The following is a 15,258-nucleotide window of genomic DNA, read 5'->3' as shown; positions in this document are numbered from 1 at the left end:
TCCTGGAGGGGGTCAGCCCAGTGTGGCTCCGAACAGGCCGGCTTCCGCATCACTGCTGGACAGATTGATCTTCCCCCGGTGGCTGATCTCGACCTGATAGAACTTCGGACCCCTGGGGACCTTGGTCACGTTCACCGTGAACGCACAGCCGTCCACGCCTTGCGTCACACCCGGACCCAGGGCGCCGATGGCTAGTACCTTGCCGCTCTCGTCGTACACCGTGACCCCGGCACCTGTACGGATGTCGTTGTAGCCGCCCGATCCAGCGCAGCCGGTCTTGGTGTCGACAGCTCCGCTGGTCAGCGTCATCGATCCGACGAGGGTGAACGTCCCGGTGTTCGCCGAAGCGGCGGCAGGAGCGGAGGAACCGCTGGAGGACAGTCCCCAGGCGAGGCCGACCGTTGCTGCGCCGGCCGCGAAGCCCGTCAGGCCGGCAACGAGCCAGACCGGCACGGACAGCGTCCGTGCCGGTCGTCGCTGGGCTGTGGTGAGCAGCGGGGAGGCCGCTGGTCGATCTGTGGGTGGCGGGGGCGTGGCGACGGTCTGGTCGGTCATGGCCGCGAGCATTCCAGTTCGGACGGAGCGCGGTGGCTGCCGGGATCGAATCGTGATCCCGTCGGTGGGAGCGTCAGGTCGTCCCCTCCGAGGTCCGCCGCCCGCAGGGCGTTCTCACCTGTGCGGTACCGGGCCGGTGGAGTCGCGGACGATGAGTTCGGTGGCGAGTTCCACGTGCAGGGCCTCGACGGCGGTGCCCTCCAGGAGGCGGAGGAGGAGGCTGACGGCGAGGCCGCCGAGTTCTTCGAGGGGTTGGCGGACGGTGGTGAGGGTGGGGACGGAGGTGCGGCTGAGGTAGTCGTCGTCGAAGCCGACGACGGAGAGGTCGGCGGGGACGCGGAGGGCGCGGTCGTGGGCGGCGCGGAGGGCGCCGATGGCGGCCTTGTCGTTGAAGGCGACGAGGGCGGTGGGGCGGTCGGGGAGGTCGAGGAGGCGGCCGGCGGCGGTGTGGCCCCAGTCGCTGGTGGGTTCGATGCTGGTGACGAGTTCCGGGGGGATGAGGACGCCGGCCTCGGCGAGGGCCGCGGTGTGGCCGGCGAAGCGGGAGGTGGAGGCGAGCCAGTCGTCGGGGCCGTTGATGAAGCCGATCCGGCGGTGGCCGAGGGCGACCAGGTGGGCGGTGAGGTTGCGGGCGCCGGTGAAGTGGGAGGCGGAGACGGCGGCGATGTCGCGGGGGACGGGGGTGCGGGGGTCGATGACGACGAACGGGAAGTCCTGGCGGCGCAGTTGCTCCAGTTCCGCGCCGTCCTCGACGGGGAGGACGAGCAGTGCTCCGGCGAGGTCGCGGCGGCGGGGGAGTCCGGCGAGCGCCCCGTTGTGCTGGGCGGAGCTGCCCGCGCTGAGGATCAGTTCCCGGCCGTGCCGGTCGAGCGCTTCGGCGACGGCGGTGACGATGGTGCCGAAGTAGTCGGTGAGCAGGTAGGGGCAGCGGACGAACACCGCGCCCGGCCGGGCGGTGCGCCGGGGGGCGGCGGGCTCGGGGGAGCCGAGCCGTTCCATCGCGGTGCGGACGGCGGCCCTGGTCTCCTCGGCGACGGCGGCCTGCCCGGTCAGGACGCGGGAGACGGTCGCGGGGGAGACCCCGGCGGCGGCCGCGATCTCCCGGACGGTGACCCGCGTCGACTTCGGCCTACCCATGTGTTTCATCGTTTCGTTTCACGAAGCCGATCATACAACTCCCAACTGGCAAGGGCTGCACGAATCTTGACAGCGGGAAAGCGGGTGCCGTTTCCTGAACGCACGCAGGTGTATCAGAAATGTTTCATTTTGTTTCATGAAGGCAGAGCGAGAGGACCCCGATGTACCGACGCGTGCTCGGCGCCGCCACGGCGGCCGCCCTGACCCTGGGCCTGGCGGGCGCCGCCCCGGCGCCCCTGCACCGGCCCGCCGCCCCCGGGGTCGAGGTCTGGGTCACCACCCCGGACGGGGCCGAACTGCTGCACCGGCGCCCGTCGGTGGCGTTCCACCCGGGCGCGTCCACCCGCACCACCGTCACCGTCGACCCGACCCGGACCTTCCAGCGGATGGACGGCTTCGGCGCCTCGGTCACCGACTCCTCCGCCGCCGTCCTGAGCGCGCTGCCCCCGGCCGAGCGGGACGCCGCACTGCGCCGCCTCTTCGACCCGGCCGAGGGCATCGGCATCAGCATGGTGCGCCAGCCCGTCGGCTCCTCCGACTTCACGGCCGCCGCCGCGCACTACACCTACGACGACGTCCCGGCCGGGCAGAGCGACTTCACGCTGAGCCGGTTCTCGATCGCCCACGACGAGCAGCAGATCCTGCCGCTGCTGCGCCGGGCCCGGAGCCTGAACCCGGAGCTGAAGGTGGTGGCGACGCCGTGGAGCCCGCCCGCCTGGATGAAGACCGGCGACTCCCTGCTGGAGGGCAAGCTGAAGGACGACCCGGCGGTCTACGACGCGTACGCCCGCTACCTGGTGAAGTTCGTGCAGGCGTACGCGGCGGCGGGCGTCCCGGTGGACTACCTGACGGTGCAGAACGAGCCGCAGAACCGCAAACCCAACGCGTACCCGGGCACCGACCTGACCGCCGAGCAGGAGGAGAAGGTGGTCGAGGCGCTCGGGCCGCTGCTGGCGAAGGCCAGTCCGCGCACGAGGATCCTCGGCTACGACCACAACTGGGCCACCCACCCGGACGACGTCCGCAACACCCCGCCCGGCGAGGACCCGGAGACCGACTACCCCTACCGGCTGCTGGACAGCGACGCCGCCGAGTGGCTGGCCGGGACGGCCTACCACTGCTACGCGGGCGACCCGTCCGCGCAGAGCGCGCTGCACGAGGCGCACCCGGACAAGGGCATCTGGTTCACCGAGTGCTCGGGCTCGCACGGCCCGGACGACACCGCGGCGCAGACCTTCCGCGGGACGCTGACCTGGCACGCCCGGAACCTGACCGTCGGCGCGACCCGCAACTGGGCCAAGTCGGTGCTGAACTGGAACATCGCGCTGGACGAGCACGACGGCCCGCACAACGGCGGCTGCGGCACCTGCACCGCGCTGCTGACCGTGCACGGCGACGGCGGCGTGAGCACCGGCGCCGAGTACTACACCATCGGCCACCTGTCGAAGTTCGTCCGCCCCGGCGCCGTCCGGATCGCCAGCACCAGCTTCGGAACGCCCGGCTGGAACGGGCAGTTGATCGACGTCGCGTTCACCGACCCGGACGGGTCGACCGTGCTGGTGGTGCACAACGAGAACGACGCGCCGCGCGACTTCGCCGTCGCGGTCGGCGGGCAGAGCTTCGAGTACACCCTGCCCGGCGGGGCACTCGCCACCTTCCGCTGGCCCAAGTCCGCTGCGCCGAAGGCCGATCGGCGCGAGGTGCCGCTCACCGGCGCCACCGCCACCGCCCGGCCGGCCGCGGCCGACGCCCGCGCGGCGATCGACGCCGACGGCTCCACCCGGTGGAGCACCGGGCAGGCCCAGGCCCCCGGCCAGTACCTGCAGATCGACCTCGGGCGGCGCACCGCCTTCGACCGGATCGCCCTCGACAGCGGCGACAACCTCGGTGACTACGCCCGCAGTTGGCGGATCGAGAGCAGCGAGGACGGCACCGCGTGGCACCCGCTGGCCACCGGCGCCGGCGCCGGCCAGCTGACCACCGTCGACCTGCCGCGCAGCACCCGGACCCGCTACCTGCGGATCACCAACACCGCTGCCGCGCCCGGCTGGTGGAGCCTCGCGGACGTCCGCCTCTACCGCTGACCCCCACCCCGTGCCCGCGGAACACCCGACGCTCCGCGCGCACCACCCCACCCACCCCACCCCCACGAGGAGCAGTCCATGCACGGACCGCACCGCCCCGCCCGGATCGCCGTGGCCCTCGCGCTGGCCGCCGCGGGTCTGGCCACCGTCGGCAGCACGGCCGCCGGGGCCGCCGACACCACCGCCCAGGTGTGGATCACCACCGCGGACGGCAGCAGCCGCCTCGCCCAGGCCGCCGCCGTCCCGTTCTCCGCCACCTCTCCGCAGGCGCAGGACATCGCGGTCGACGCGGCCGACGTGCAGCAGCCGCTGGTCGGCTTCGGCGCCGCGTTCACCGAGTCCTCCGCGCACCTGGTGGCGGGCCTGTCCGCGACCACCCGGGCCGCCCTGATGAACGACCTGTTCTCCACCGCGGGCGGCGGCATCGGCCTCAACTACCTGCGCCAGCCGCTGGGCGCCTCCGACTTCGTCTCGCACCTGCCGTTCTACTCGTACGAGGACACCAGGGGCTCGTTCTCGATCGCCCGCGACCAGCAGGAGATCCTGCCCGCGATCAACCAGGCCCGCGCCGTCAACCCGAACATCCGGATCATGGGCACCCCGTGGTCGCCGCCCGCCTGGATGAAGACCTCGGGCTCGCTGAACGGCGGCAGCCTGAAGCCGGAGAACTACGGCGACTTCGCCGACTACCTGGTCAGGGCGATTCAGGCGTACGGCGCGGCGGGCGCCCCGATCAGCGACCTGACGGTGGCCAACGAGCCGAAGTTCCAGACGAGTTACCCCTCCACCGGGATGACGGCCGCCCAACAGGCCGACTTCGTCAAGGTGTTGGACGCCAAGCTGACCGCGGCGGGCCTGCCCACCGAGCTCTACGCGTACGACCACAACTGGGACGACACCTCCTTCCCGCTGAGCGTGCTCTCCCAGGACGCCTCGGTGGCCCGGCTCAAGGGCGCCGCGTTCCACTGCTACGGCGGCCAGCCCGAGGCCGAGCAGCAGGTCGCGAGCACCGGGAAGGCGGTGTTCTTCACCGAGTGCACCGGCACCGACGCGGCCACCCCGGAGCAGACCTTCAGCAGCACGCTGAAGTGGCAGACCGAGAACCTCGTCATCCGCAACCTGCGCAGCGGCGGCCGCACCGCGGTGCTGTGGAACGTCGCGCTGGACGCCAACGGCGGCCCGCAGTACGGCAACTGCTCCACCACCTGCAACGGCGTGCTGGAGGTCGGCGGCGGCACGTACCGCAAGAACGCCGAGTACTACGTGCTCGGCCACGTCTCCAAGTTCGTCCGGCCCGGCGCCCACCGGATCGGCTCCACCAGCCAGGGCGGCGGCGGCCTGCAGGACGTCGCCTTCCTGAACCCGGACGGCTCGCGCGGCGCGGTGGTGCTCAACGCCACCGGCGGCTCCCAGCACTTCTCGATCACCGACAGCGGCCGCTCCCTGGTCTACGACCTCCCGGCCGGTGCGGTCGCCACCTTCACCTGGCCCGGCGCGCCCAGCGGCGGGAGCACGGGCGGCGGCCCGGTCGACACCGCGGCCTGGTACACCCTGGCCAACGCCAACTCCGGCAAGTGCGTGGACGCCACCGGCTGGGGCACCGCCAACGGCACCGCCGTCCAGCAGTGGGCGTGCGGCGGCGGCGCCAACCAGCAGTGGCAGTTCACACCCACCGACGGCGGCTACTACCGCGTCACCAACCGCAACGCCGCCGCGGCCGCCCAGGTGCTGGATGTCACCGGCGCCGCCACCGCCGACGGGGCCAAGCTGCAGACCTGGCAGTGGTCCGCCGGGGCGAACCAGCAGTTCAAGCCGGTCCAACGGGCCGACGGCGCCTGGACGTTGGTCAACCGCAACAGCGGCAAGTGCCTGGACGTCACCGACGTCTCCACCGCCGACGGCGCCCGCCTCCAGCAGTGGACCTGCACCGGCGGCCCGGCCCAGTCCTTCCGCCTGACCGCGGTCGGCTGACCGCACCCCCCGAGACCGGGGCGGCCGGTTGGTGGACCGGACCGCCCCGCGGGGCGCCCGTCGCGGGTGGTGCCTGAGCACCCGCGGCGGGCGCTCCACCACCGCCGGGAGCCCGGCGCGCTGATCCGGCGTCAGCCGACACTCCGTCGAGTCGACGTGTTCCGTTCAAGCCCCGCTTACCTCACCATGGGACCGTGCCGGTGCACCTACGCGCGTAGCACACGTCTGCGCCGCCCCCTTCCCCGGTACGAGGAGATCGACAGATGATCAGGGCTCCGAAGGCCGTCCGCCCGTCCGCCCTCGCCGCGACCGGCCTGCTGCTGGCCGCCGCGGCCGCGACCGTCCAGCCGCACCCCGCCGCCGCGGCGACCACCGGCACCGCCGCCGGCAGCACCGCCACCACCGTGGCCACCGTGACCACCCCCAAGCGGGTGCTGTTCGACAACAGCAAGGGCGAGACCGCCGGGAACGCGGACTGGATCATCTCCACCAGCCAGCCCGACCCGCTCACCCAGAACGCCAACCCCAGCACCGAGACCTCCTGGACCGGCGCCATCTCCGCCTGGGGCGTCGCGCTGCAGAAGACCGGCAACTACAGCCTCAAGACCCTCCCCGCGGGCAGCACCATCACCTACGGCACCGGCGGCGCGCTCGACCTCGCCAACTTCGACGAGTTCGTGCTCCCCGAGCCCAACATCCGGCTCAGCACCGCCGAGAAGACCGCCGTGATGACGTTCGTCAAGAACGGCGGCGGCCTGTTCCTGGTCTCCGACCACACCCAGAGCGACCGCAACAACGACGGCTGGGACTCCCCGGCCGTCATCAACGACCTGCTCACCAGCAACGGCGTCGACAACACCGACCCGTTCGGCTTCTCCGTCGACCTGCTGAACATCACCACCGACAACCCGCGCGCGATCACCGACACCACCGACCCGGTGCTCAACGGCCCCTTCGGCAAGGTCACCGGCTCGATCATCCGCAACGGCACCACCTTCACGCTCAAGCCCGCCGACAACCCGAACGTGAAGGGCCTGCTGTACCGCACCGGCTACAGCGGCACCACCGGCGCCGCCTTCGCCACCTCCACCTTCGGCAGCGGCCGGGTCGCCATCTGGGGCGACTCCTCCCCGATCGACGACGGCACCGGCCAGTCCGGCAACACCCTCTACGACGGCTGGAACGACCCGGCCGGCACCGACGCCGCCCTCGCCCTCAACGCCACCGCCTGGCTCGCCCAGGGCAGCGGCACCGGCACCGGCGGCGGGACGGGCGGCGGCACCGGCTGCACCGCCGCCCAGCTGATCACCAACCCCGGCTTCGAGACCGGCTCCACCTCCGGCTGGACCGAGACCAACAGCAACGGCACCAGCACCATCAACTCCAGCAGCAGCGAACCCGCCCACAGCGGCAGCTACGACGCCTGGCTCGACGGCTACGGCGCCGCCACCACCGACACCCTCGCCCAGACCGTCACCCTCCCCGCGGGCTGCGCCGCCTACAGGCTCAGCTTCTGGCTGCACATCGACAGCGCAGCCTCCACCACCAGTGCCTTCGACACCCTCACCGTCACCGCCAACGGCACCACCCTCGCCAGCTACAGCAACACCAACGCCGCCGCGGGCTACCAGCAGCGCACCTTCGACCTCGCCGCCTACGCGGGCCAGAGCGTCACGCTGAAGTTCACCGGCACCGAGGACTACACCAAGCAGACCTCCTTCGTGCTCGACGACGTCAACGTCAACGTCTCCTGACGCCCGGCGACCGCCGCGGGCGCCGGACCCGTCCCGCGCCCGCGGCGAAAACCCCGTTCCCCCGGCCGGGCGGCCGGGGCATGATGGCCCGATGAACCGCACCGACCAGCAGCGCGCCGACCGGCAGGGCTCCGACCAGCAGCGTTCCGATCAGCAGGGCTCCCGGCAGCAGCGCTCCGAGCCGCGCTTCCACGTCATCGTGCTGTCGAACTTCGCCCGGGGCTTCGACAAGTACGCGCTCAGCTACGGCAAGGCGGGCATCCCGGAGAGCACCTACCCGGACAGGTTCCACCTGCTGACCCGCGCGGAACTGGGCATCGGCACCGCCAAGGCCGGACGCCTGCTGGAACGGCTGGCGATACCCGGCGACCGGCTGCTGGTGCTGGAGACCGCCGTCGACCCCGACGCGCTGCACCCCAACGAGGTCACCGGCCTCGGCGCGGAACTGCGCCGGGGCAGCATCCGGCTGACCGCCGTCCACGAGCCCGCCGCGGAGCCGGACGGGCGGATCACCCTGACCCCGACCACCGTCGAGGACGCGATGGCCGCCTCGCTGCGGCTCAACCCCGACCTGGCGGCCTACGCCGACCTGAGCCCGCGCTCGGTCTCCGTCCTCCCGGTGGCCGCCGCCTGCCAGGCCAAGTGCGCGTTCTGCTTCTCCGCCGCCTCGATCTCCAGCGACCAGCCGCCCGCCCGGGTCCCGTGGGACACCGTCGCCGACTGGCTGGAGCGCGGCCGCGCGGCGGGCGCCGAACGGGCGGTGATCACCGGCGGCGGCGAGCCCACGCTGCTCCCCTTCGACCAGCAGCTCCGGCTGGTCGCCGCCTGCGCGGCCGCCTTCCCGAAGACCGTCCTGATCAGCAACGCGCACAACCTCGCCGGACTCGCCCCCGCCGACCGGGCCGACCGGCTGGCCGCCCTCGCCGACGCGGGCCTGAGCGTGCTGGCCGTCTCCCGGCACCACCAGGACGACGACACCAGCGAGCGGCTGATGGCGCTGCGCACCCCGGTCGGCGAGGTCGCCGACACCTGGCGCGCCGGACGCGACCGCTGGCCCGGGCTGCGGCTGCGGCTGATCTGCGTCCTCCAGCACGGCGGCGTCGCCGACGAGGAGGGCGTCGCCGCCTACCTCTCCTGGGCCGCCGCGCACGGCGTCGAGGAGGTCTGCTTCAAGGAGCTGTACGTCTCCACCAGCACCGAGTCGCTGTACCACGACCACGCCGCCAACCGCTGGAGCCGCGACCACCAGGTCTCGCTGTCCGTGGTCACCGGCTTCGCCGAGCGGCACGGCTTCGCGGAGACGAGCCGCCTGCCCTGGGGCGCTCCGGTCCTCGACGGCAGCTGGGACGGCCGCCCGATGCGGATCGCCGCCTACACCGAGCCCAGCCTGCTCTGGGAACGCACCCACGGCGTCGCCCGCAGCTGGAACGTCCTCGCCGACGGCCGCTGCTACGTCTCCCTGGAGGACCGGGCCAGCGAGATCCTCCCGGCGGGTGCCCTCCCGCTGGAGGTCCTGCCGACGGAAGAGGCCCGACCGGGAGAGGCCCAGCCGGGAGGAGCCCAGCCGGGAGGGGCCCAGCCGGGAGGGGCCCGACCGGCAGCGGTCCGTCCGGCAGCGGTCCGTCCGGCAGCGGTCCGTCCGGCAGCGGTCCGCCCGGCGCCGGAAGGGGCGACGGCATGAGGTTCGACGAGTTCCAGGCGTTCCGGCGGCAGCGGCTCGACGCCGACCCGTCCCTGCTGGACGCCGCCGAGACCAACCTCTACCGGGCGCTCGCCCCGCTGGGCCCCGAACCCCCGGACGAGGACGGCGCCCGCACGGTGTACCGCTGCGACCTCGCCCGCACCTGGCTGCGCCGCTACGGGCTGCCGGAGCAGTGGTCGCGCCGTGCCCTGGTCAGCCGCGGCGTCCGGCACGGACTGGAACTGCTCCTGCGCCACCTGCACGGGACCGGCGCCCGGCTGTGGCTGCCCGCCGACGTCTACCCGGTCTACTTCGAGCTGGCCCGCGCCGCCGGGACGGCCCCCGACAGCTACCCCACCCTGCCCGCCCCCGTCCTGCCGCAGGCCCCGCCGGACGGCGAGCGCCCCGAGTACCTGCTGCTCGCCAACCCCAGCAAGCCGCTCGGCCGGTACCTCACCGATCCCGAGTGCGCCGAACTGGTCGCCTGGCTGCGGCGGTCCCCGCACCGGCGCCTGCTGATCGACACCGTCTACGACCTGGACACCCCGTTCGCCCCCGGCACCCGGCGGCTGCTGGAGACCGGCCGCGCCGTCCTGCTGCACTCGGTCACCAAGGGCTGGCTGCAGCCCCGCACCTTCGGCATCGTCCTGCTGCCCGAGGCCGACGCCGACAGCACCGTGGTCGGGGCCTTCCGGGCCGACCCGCCCGGCCAGGAGCAACTCCGCTTCGCCGAACGGCTGCTGACCGAGCACGCCGACACCCCCCGGCAGGTCGGGGCCGCGCTGGCCGCCCGCGCCGAACGCCTCCTCGCCGCGCTGCCCGCCGCCGTCCGCGCGCAGATCCCGGCCGCCGCCCGCACCAGCCCCGGCAACTACTTCTTCCCGGTCGACACCCCGGCCGAGACCCTGCTGGCCGACCACGGCCTGCTCGCCCTCCCCGCCACCGCCTTCGGCGACACCCCCTGGGGCGGCTCCGTCCTCACCAGCCTCGCCGCCCCCTTCGCCGCCGCCCCGGAGACCGCCGCCGCTCCCGCCCCCGTTCCGGAGAACCACCGATGAAACCGCTGCAGGACCTCGCCGTCTACGAGGACGCCGACTTCTACGACCGGGAGTTCGCCACCCGCACCCACGACGTCCCGTTCTTCCTCGACCAGGCCCGGCGCGCCGACGGCCCGGTCCTGGAGGTCGCCTGCGGCACCGGCCGGATCACCCTGCCGATCGCCCGCGCGGGCGTCGACGTCACCGGCCTCGACGTGATGCCCAGCATGCTGGCCCGCGCCCGCCGCCACTCCGCCGCCGAGGGGCTGCCCGTCGAGTGGCTCGAACAGGACTGCCGCGACATCCGCACCGGGCGCCGCTACGCCCTGGTCTTCTCCGCCACCAACGCGATGCAGCACCTGCACGACCTGGACTCCGTGCTCGCCTTCCTCACCTCGGCCCGCGCCGCGCTGCGCCCCGGCGGCACGCTGCTGCTGGACGTGTTCAACCCCGCCCCGGCCAAGCTCACCCGGCGGCCCGACGCCCCCTACCACCACAAGTCGGTCACCGACCTGGACGGCACCGCACTGGAGGTGCGCGCCGCCACCGGCTACGACGCCGCCACCCAGGTGCTGCACTTCACCCTCGACTACCTGCGCGCGGGCGAGCGGGTCCGCACCAAGAAGGTCAGCATGCGCTGCTTCTTCCCGGAGGAACTGCTTGCGCTGTGCCGCCTGGCCGGGCTCGACGTCGTGGACCGCTACGGCGACTACGACTCCTCCCCGTTCACCAGCGCCTCGCCCAAGCAGATCCTGTTCTGCCGGGCCACGGGCTCCGCCGACTGAGCGGTCCCGTCGGCGATCCCGTCGGCGAACTCGTCGGCGAAACCGTCGGTGACCCCGTCCGTGAGCACGGTGTACGGCAGCGGGTCGAAGCCGTTGAACCCCTGGGTGAGGTAACTGACCGCGTACGCACCGCTGGAGAGGATCCACACCGGGTCGCCGGAGGCCACCGCCCGGGGCACCTGCACCAGGCCGGTGGCGGCTCCGTGCGGAAAGGTGTCGTCGCTGTCGCAGGTCGGGCCCGCCACCACGGCCGGGACGCACTCCGCGGCCGGGTGGGTCGGGAAGACCAGCCGGTACTGCACCTGGTCCATCTCGTACAGGCCGTTGAACTTCCCGCAGCCCAGGTAGAGCCAGTGCTCCCGCTCGCCGTCCGGCTGCTCGCGGGAGGTCAGCCGGTAGACGTGGGTGCGGATCGCGCCCTGGTCGGCGACCAGGTGGCGGCCCGGCTCCAGGACGAAGTCCAGGGCGCCGCCGTGCAGCCGGCGCAGCCGGTCGACGCCCTGCCGGACGGCCCGGAAGATCTCGTCGAGCGGCGGATCGAGCGCGGTGCCGTGGCGGTCGGCGTAGCCCAGGGCGGGCAGGCCGCCGCCGAGGTTGACGTGGTCGAGCCGGACGCCGTGCCGGTCGAGCTCGACCAGGACGCCGCCGAGCAGCTCGAACGCGGCCGTCCAGGCACCGGCGGTCAACTGCTGCGAACCGACGTGCACCGAGAGCCCGGCCGGGGTCAGCCCGGCGTCCCGGGCGGCGGTCAGCACCCGGACGGCGTCCGCCGCCGAGCAGCCGAACTTGCGGCTCAGACCCCACAGCGCGCCCTCGCCGCTGGTCGCGAGGCGGCAGAACACCCGTGCGCCCGGGGCGTGTTCGGCGATCGCGGCGACGTCCGGGAGGCTGTCGGTGGCGAAGTCCCGGATGCCGAGGCGGTACGCCTCGGCGATGCCCCGGTCCGACTTGACGGTGTTGCCGTAGTGCACCCGGTCGGCCGGGACGCCGGTGCGCAGCGCCTGGGCGATCTCGTGCGGGCTGGCGGCGTCGAACCCGGCGCCGAGCGCGGCCAGGTGGACCAGCACCTCGTCCACCGGGCAGGCCTTCATGGCGAACCGGACGGCCACGCCCGGCAGTTCGCTGCGCAGCGCGGTGTAGCGGCGGGCGATGCCGGCCAGGTCGTAGAAGATCCGGTCCTCGCCGGCCGCGGCCAGGGCGGAGCGCAACGCCGGGCTGAGGGCGGCGCGCGGCGCCGGGGTGGGCGCGGGGAGTTCGGTGACCTGGTTCAACGCGCCCGGCCCTCGCCGTACGGGGGCCGCAGCGGCCCGAACGCGCGCAGGGCGGACCGCAGTTGCTCGCGGTGGGGTTGCACGGCGCGGTCCAGCGCGGGGGCGAACGGCAGCACGGCGCCGTCCGGCCGGGTGATCCGCCGGGGCGGGGCGACCAGGCGCATCTCCTCGGCCGCGGTGGCCAGCACCTCGGCGCCGATGCCGCAGCTGCGGTTGGAGTCGTCGATCACGACCAGGCGCCCGGTGCGCTCCAGCGAGGCGGCCAGCGCCGCCCAGTCGAAGGGGTACAGGGTGCGCGGGTCGAACACCTCGACGGAGAGCTCCGGGGCCAGCTCCTCGGCGACGGCCAGCGCGTCGTGCACCAGGTGGCCGACGGCGACCACGGTCACGTCGCTGCCCGCCCGGTGGATCCGGGCCCGCCCCAACGGGATCGGCGCCAGCTCCCAGGTCACGGTCTCCCGCACCGGCAGGGCCGCGGCCGGGGCGAACACCACCACCGGGTCCGGGTCGGCGATCGCCGAGCGCAGCAGCCCGTACGCGTCGGTGGGCGTGGCCGGGACGACGGTCTTCACCCCGGCGTGCGCGAACAGGCCGTACGGGTGGTCGGAGTGCTGCCCGGCCCAGCCGTCCCGGGAGCCGGAACCCGGCACCAGGCAGGTCAGCGGGACGGCGGCCTGGCCGCCGGTCATCAGCGAGAACTTGTGGGCCTGGTTGACGAGTTGCTCGAAGACCAGGAACAGCAGCGAGGGGATCTGGAACTCGACCACCGGCCGCCGTCCGGTCAGCGCGGCGCCGATCGCCATCGAGGTGAAGCCCTGCTCGGAGAGCGGGGTGTCGACGATCCGGCCGGGGCCGAAGCGCTCCAGCAGGTTGAGGGTGGGCCCGGCCATCCCGGCGCCGACGTCCTCGCCGAACACGCAGACCGCCGGGTCCGCGGCGAGGGCGTCGGTGAGCGCCCGGTTGAGCGCCTTGGTGTAGGAGAGCCTCATGCCCGCGCCCCCGCCCGCGGCCGCAGCCCGTCCGCGTACAGGTGCTCCAACGCCCGCTCCGGGGAAGGGTGTTCGGAGGCGAGGGCGAACTCCCTGGCGGCGTCCAGCTGTTGCCGCACCGAGGCGTCCAACTGCCCGGCCAGGCCGGGCGGCAGGAGCGCGGCGGCGCGCGGCAGCGGGTCGCGGGTGCGCCAGTCGGCGACCTCCTCGGGGGTGCGGTAGCGCAGTTTCATCAGCCGTTCCATGGTGTGGTGCCCCTCGAAGCGGTAGGTGCGGCACCTGAGGAAGCCGGGGCCGCCGCCGTCGGCGGCCCGCTCGACCGCTTCGGCGGCCGCCGCGCGGACGGCCTCGGTGTCCATCCCGTCCACCTCGACGGCGGGGATGCCGAAGGCGGCGGCCCGGCCGGTGGCGCTGCCCGCCACCGCGGTGGCGGCGGGCAGCGTGGTGGCGTAGCCGTTGTCCTCGCAGACGAACAGCACCGGCAGCCGCCACATCGCGGCCAGGTTGAAGGACTCCAGCAGGACGCCCTGGTTGAGCGCGCCGTCGCCGAAGAAGGCGACCGCGACCCGGTCCTCCCCGGCCTGCCGGGCCGACCAGGCGGCGCCGACCGCGATCGCGCCGCCCGCACCGACCATGCCGTTGGCGCCCAGGATGCCGAGCGAGAAGTCCGCGGCGTGCATCGAGCCGCCCCGCCCCCGGTTCAACCCGCCGGTGCGGCCCAGCAGTTCGGCGAGCAGCCGCCCCGGGTCCGCGCCCTTGGCGAGCACGTGGCCGTGGCCCCGGTGGGTGGAGGTGATCCGGTCCTGCGGGCGCAGTGCCGCGCAGACGCCGACCGCGACCGCCTCCTGTCCGACGTACGGGTGGATGCCGCCGGTGATCTCCCCGGCGCGCACCAGGGCGAGCGCGAGCTCCTCGAACCCGCGGACCAGCCGCAGCATCCGGTAGCGCCCGGCGACCGTGTCCAGGCCGGTCGAGCCCGGGCCGGTCGAGCCAGGGGCGGCCGGGTCCGGGGCGGTCGGGTCCGGGGCGGCCGGTCCGTTCCGGGTCACCGGGCTCCCCGCCAGATCACCGGGCAGATCTCGGGGTCGGCGTAGTCGGGCCGGCCGTCGGCGGTGCGCCGCACCAGCACGTCGTGGTTGTACGCGGCCGGGGAGCCGTCCGGGCGGGTGGCGTGCCGGTACTCGTTGGCGCCGTCCTGCAGGTGCAGCGAGACCGCCCGGCGCGGGAAGTCGGCCAGGTTGGCGCCGCTGCCGTGGTAGGTCCGGCAGTGGTGGAAGGACACGTGCCCGCGCGGGATGACCACCGGCACCTTGCGGACCTCCGCGCCGTTGTGGGCGGCGTTGGCGGCCAGGATCGACTCCAGTTCGGAGCGGTCGCGCTGGGCGAAGTGCCGGGTGGCGTCCTCCGCGGAGGGCAGCTCCCGCCAGCGGTTGCTGCCGTCGACCATGGTGATGGTGCCGTTCTCCACCCCGCAGTCGTGGAACGGGATGAAGGCGGTCAGCATCTCCTCCGAGGTCGAGGTGTGCCAGTAGTGCTTGTCGAAGTGCCACGGCACCTGGTTGGACGGCTCCTCGGGCACCGGCGGCTTCAGGATCAGCGTCGACTGGAAGATCCGGATCTCCTCGGCCCCGGCGAGCAGCGCGGCGACCGCGCCGACCAGCGGCTTGCGCAGGACCGCGCCGATCGCGTCGCTCTCGTGGTGCACGTAGTCGTTGTGCCGCTGCACCGGCCCGTGCGCGGGCTCCCAGGCGGCCAGGTTCGGCGGCCGGACGGCCAGGGTGCGGTCGCGGTGGCCCGCGTAGTACGCGTCGGAGGCGGCCTGGAGGGCGTCGACCTCGGCGTCGGTGAACAGCTTCCGGGAGAGGTACCAGCCGTGCTCGCGGTAGCCGGCCACCTCCTCGGGGGTGGGCAGCAGGGCGCGCTCGGCCGCGGTCAGCTCGAACTCGGTCACGGTGGTCACGGGGGTTCCTCCTCGGAGGATCGGTGCGGGGCGG

The 15,258-nt window shown here is 73.8% G+C and carries 12 protein-coding genes; 6 read left to right on the top strand and 6 right to left on the bottom strand.

Going from position 1 to position 15,258, the window contains the following annotated elements; all coding sequences use genetic code 11:
• Positions 1-12 precede the first annotated feature (12 nt).
• Positions 13-555: a hypothetical protein gene (locus tag QSK52_RS21200; protein WP_285737688.1), complete on the bottom strand. Its 543-nt coding sequence runs from the start codon at positions 553-555 to the stop codon at positions 13-15.
• Positions 556-669: 114 nt separating this feature from the next.
• Positions 670-1,692 carry a LacI family DNA-binding transcriptional regulator gene (locus QSK52_RS21195; RefSeq protein WP_285737687.1) on the bottom strand — a complete coding sequence of 341 codons (1,023 nt, stop codon included), beginning with the start codon at positions 1,690-1,692 and terminating at the stop codon, positions 670-672.
• 161 nt (positions 1,693-1,853) lie between these two features.
• Between QSK52_RS21195 and QSK52_RS21190 the strand changes: the two genes are divergently transcribed.
• From QSK52_RS21190 to QSK52_RS21165, 6 genes are all read left to right on the top strand, one after another.
• Positions 1,854-3,776, top strand: a complete 1,923-nt coding sequence (locus QSK52_RS21190) for a discoidin domain-containing protein (RefSeq protein ID WP_285737686.1) — start codon at positions 1,854-1,856, stop codon at positions 3,774-3,776.
• 78 nt (positions 3,777-3,854) lie between these two features.
• Positions 3,855-5,747 (top strand): RICIN domain-containing protein, encoded by a 1,893-nt coding sequence (locus QSK52_RS21185; RefSeq protein WP_285737685.1) that lies wholly within the window; start codon positions 3,855-3,857, stop codon positions 5,745-5,747.
• Between the two features lie 263 nt (positions 5,748-6,010).
• Complete coding sequence (locus tag QSK52_RS21180) at positions 6,011-7,501, top strand: hydrolase (protein WP_285737684.1); 1,491 nt, start codon at positions 6,011-6,013, stop codon at positions 7,499-7,501.
• Positions 7,502-7,592: 91 nt separating this feature from the next.
• On the top strand, positions 7,593-9,182 hold the full coding sequence (locus QSK52_RS21175; protein ID WP_285737683.1) for a radical SAM protein: 1,590 nt from the start codon (positions 7,593-7,595) through the stop codon (positions 9,180-9,182).
• Positions 9,179-10,240, top strand: a complete 1,062-nt coding sequence (locus tag QSK52_RS21170) for an aminotransferase class I/II-fold pyridoxal phosphate-dependent enzyme (RefSeq protein ID WP_285737682.1) — start codon at positions 9,179-9,181, stop codon at positions 10,238-10,240. Before QSK52_RS21175 ends, QSK52_RS21170 begins: the two co-directional genes overlap by 4 nt.
• The gene (locus QSK52_RS21165) at positions 10,237-11,004 is read left to right on the top strand and encodes a class I SAM-dependent methyltransferase (protein WP_285737681.1); all 768 of its coding nucleotides are present in this window, start codon (positions 10,237-10,239) and stop codon (positions 11,002-11,004) included. The genes QSK52_RS21170 and QSK52_RS21165 overlap by 4 nt, the downstream gene beginning before the upstream one ends.
• On the opposite strand, the gene QSK52_RS21160 is transcribed toward QSK52_RS21165, so the two are convergent.
• The 4 genes from QSK52_RS21160 to QSK52_RS21145 are packed head-to-tail and all read right to left on the bottom strand — an operon-like array spanning position 10,929 to position 15,224.
• The gene (locus tag QSK52_RS21160) at positions 10,929-12,212 is read right to left on the bottom strand and encodes a type III PLP-dependent enzyme (RefSeq protein WP_285737756.1); all 1,284 of its coding nucleotides are present in this window, start codon (positions 12,210-12,212) and stop codon (positions 10,929-10,931) included. The two genes, QSK52_RS21165 and QSK52_RS21160, sit on opposite strands and share 76 nt — an antisense overlap.
• 59 nt (positions 12,213-12,271) lie before the next feature.
• The gene (locus QSK52_RS21155; protein WP_285737680.1) at positions 12,272-13,264 is read right to left on the bottom strand and encodes an alpha-ketoacid dehydrogenase subunit beta; all 993 of its coding nucleotides are present in this window, start codon (positions 13,262-13,264) and stop codon (positions 12,272-12,274) included.
• Positions 13,261-14,313, bottom strand: a complete 1,053-nt coding sequence (locus QSK52_RS21150) for a thiamine pyrophosphate-dependent dehydrogenase E1 component subunit alpha (RefSeq protein WP_285737679.1) — start codon at positions 14,311-14,313, stop codon at positions 13,261-13,263. The genes QSK52_RS21155 and QSK52_RS21150 overlap by 4 nt, the downstream gene beginning before the upstream one ends.
• Positions 14,310-15,224, bottom strand: a complete 915-nt coding sequence (locus QSK52_RS21145) for a phytanoyl-CoA dioxygenase family protein (RefSeq protein WP_285737678.1) — start codon at positions 15,222-15,224, stop codon at positions 14,310-14,312. Before QSK52_RS21145 ends, QSK52_RS21150 begins: the two co-directional genes overlap by 4 nt.
• Positions 15,225-15,258 lie beyond the last annotated feature (34 nt).

It is taken from the genome of Kitasatospora phosalacinea (genome assembly GCF_030268885.1).
Classification (GTDB): domain Bacteria; phylum Actinomycetota; class Actinomycetes; order Streptomycetales; family Streptomycetaceae; genus Kitasatospora; species Kitasatospora phosalacinea_C.
This window is presented reverse-complemented; position numbering and strand designations above follow the sequence as displayed.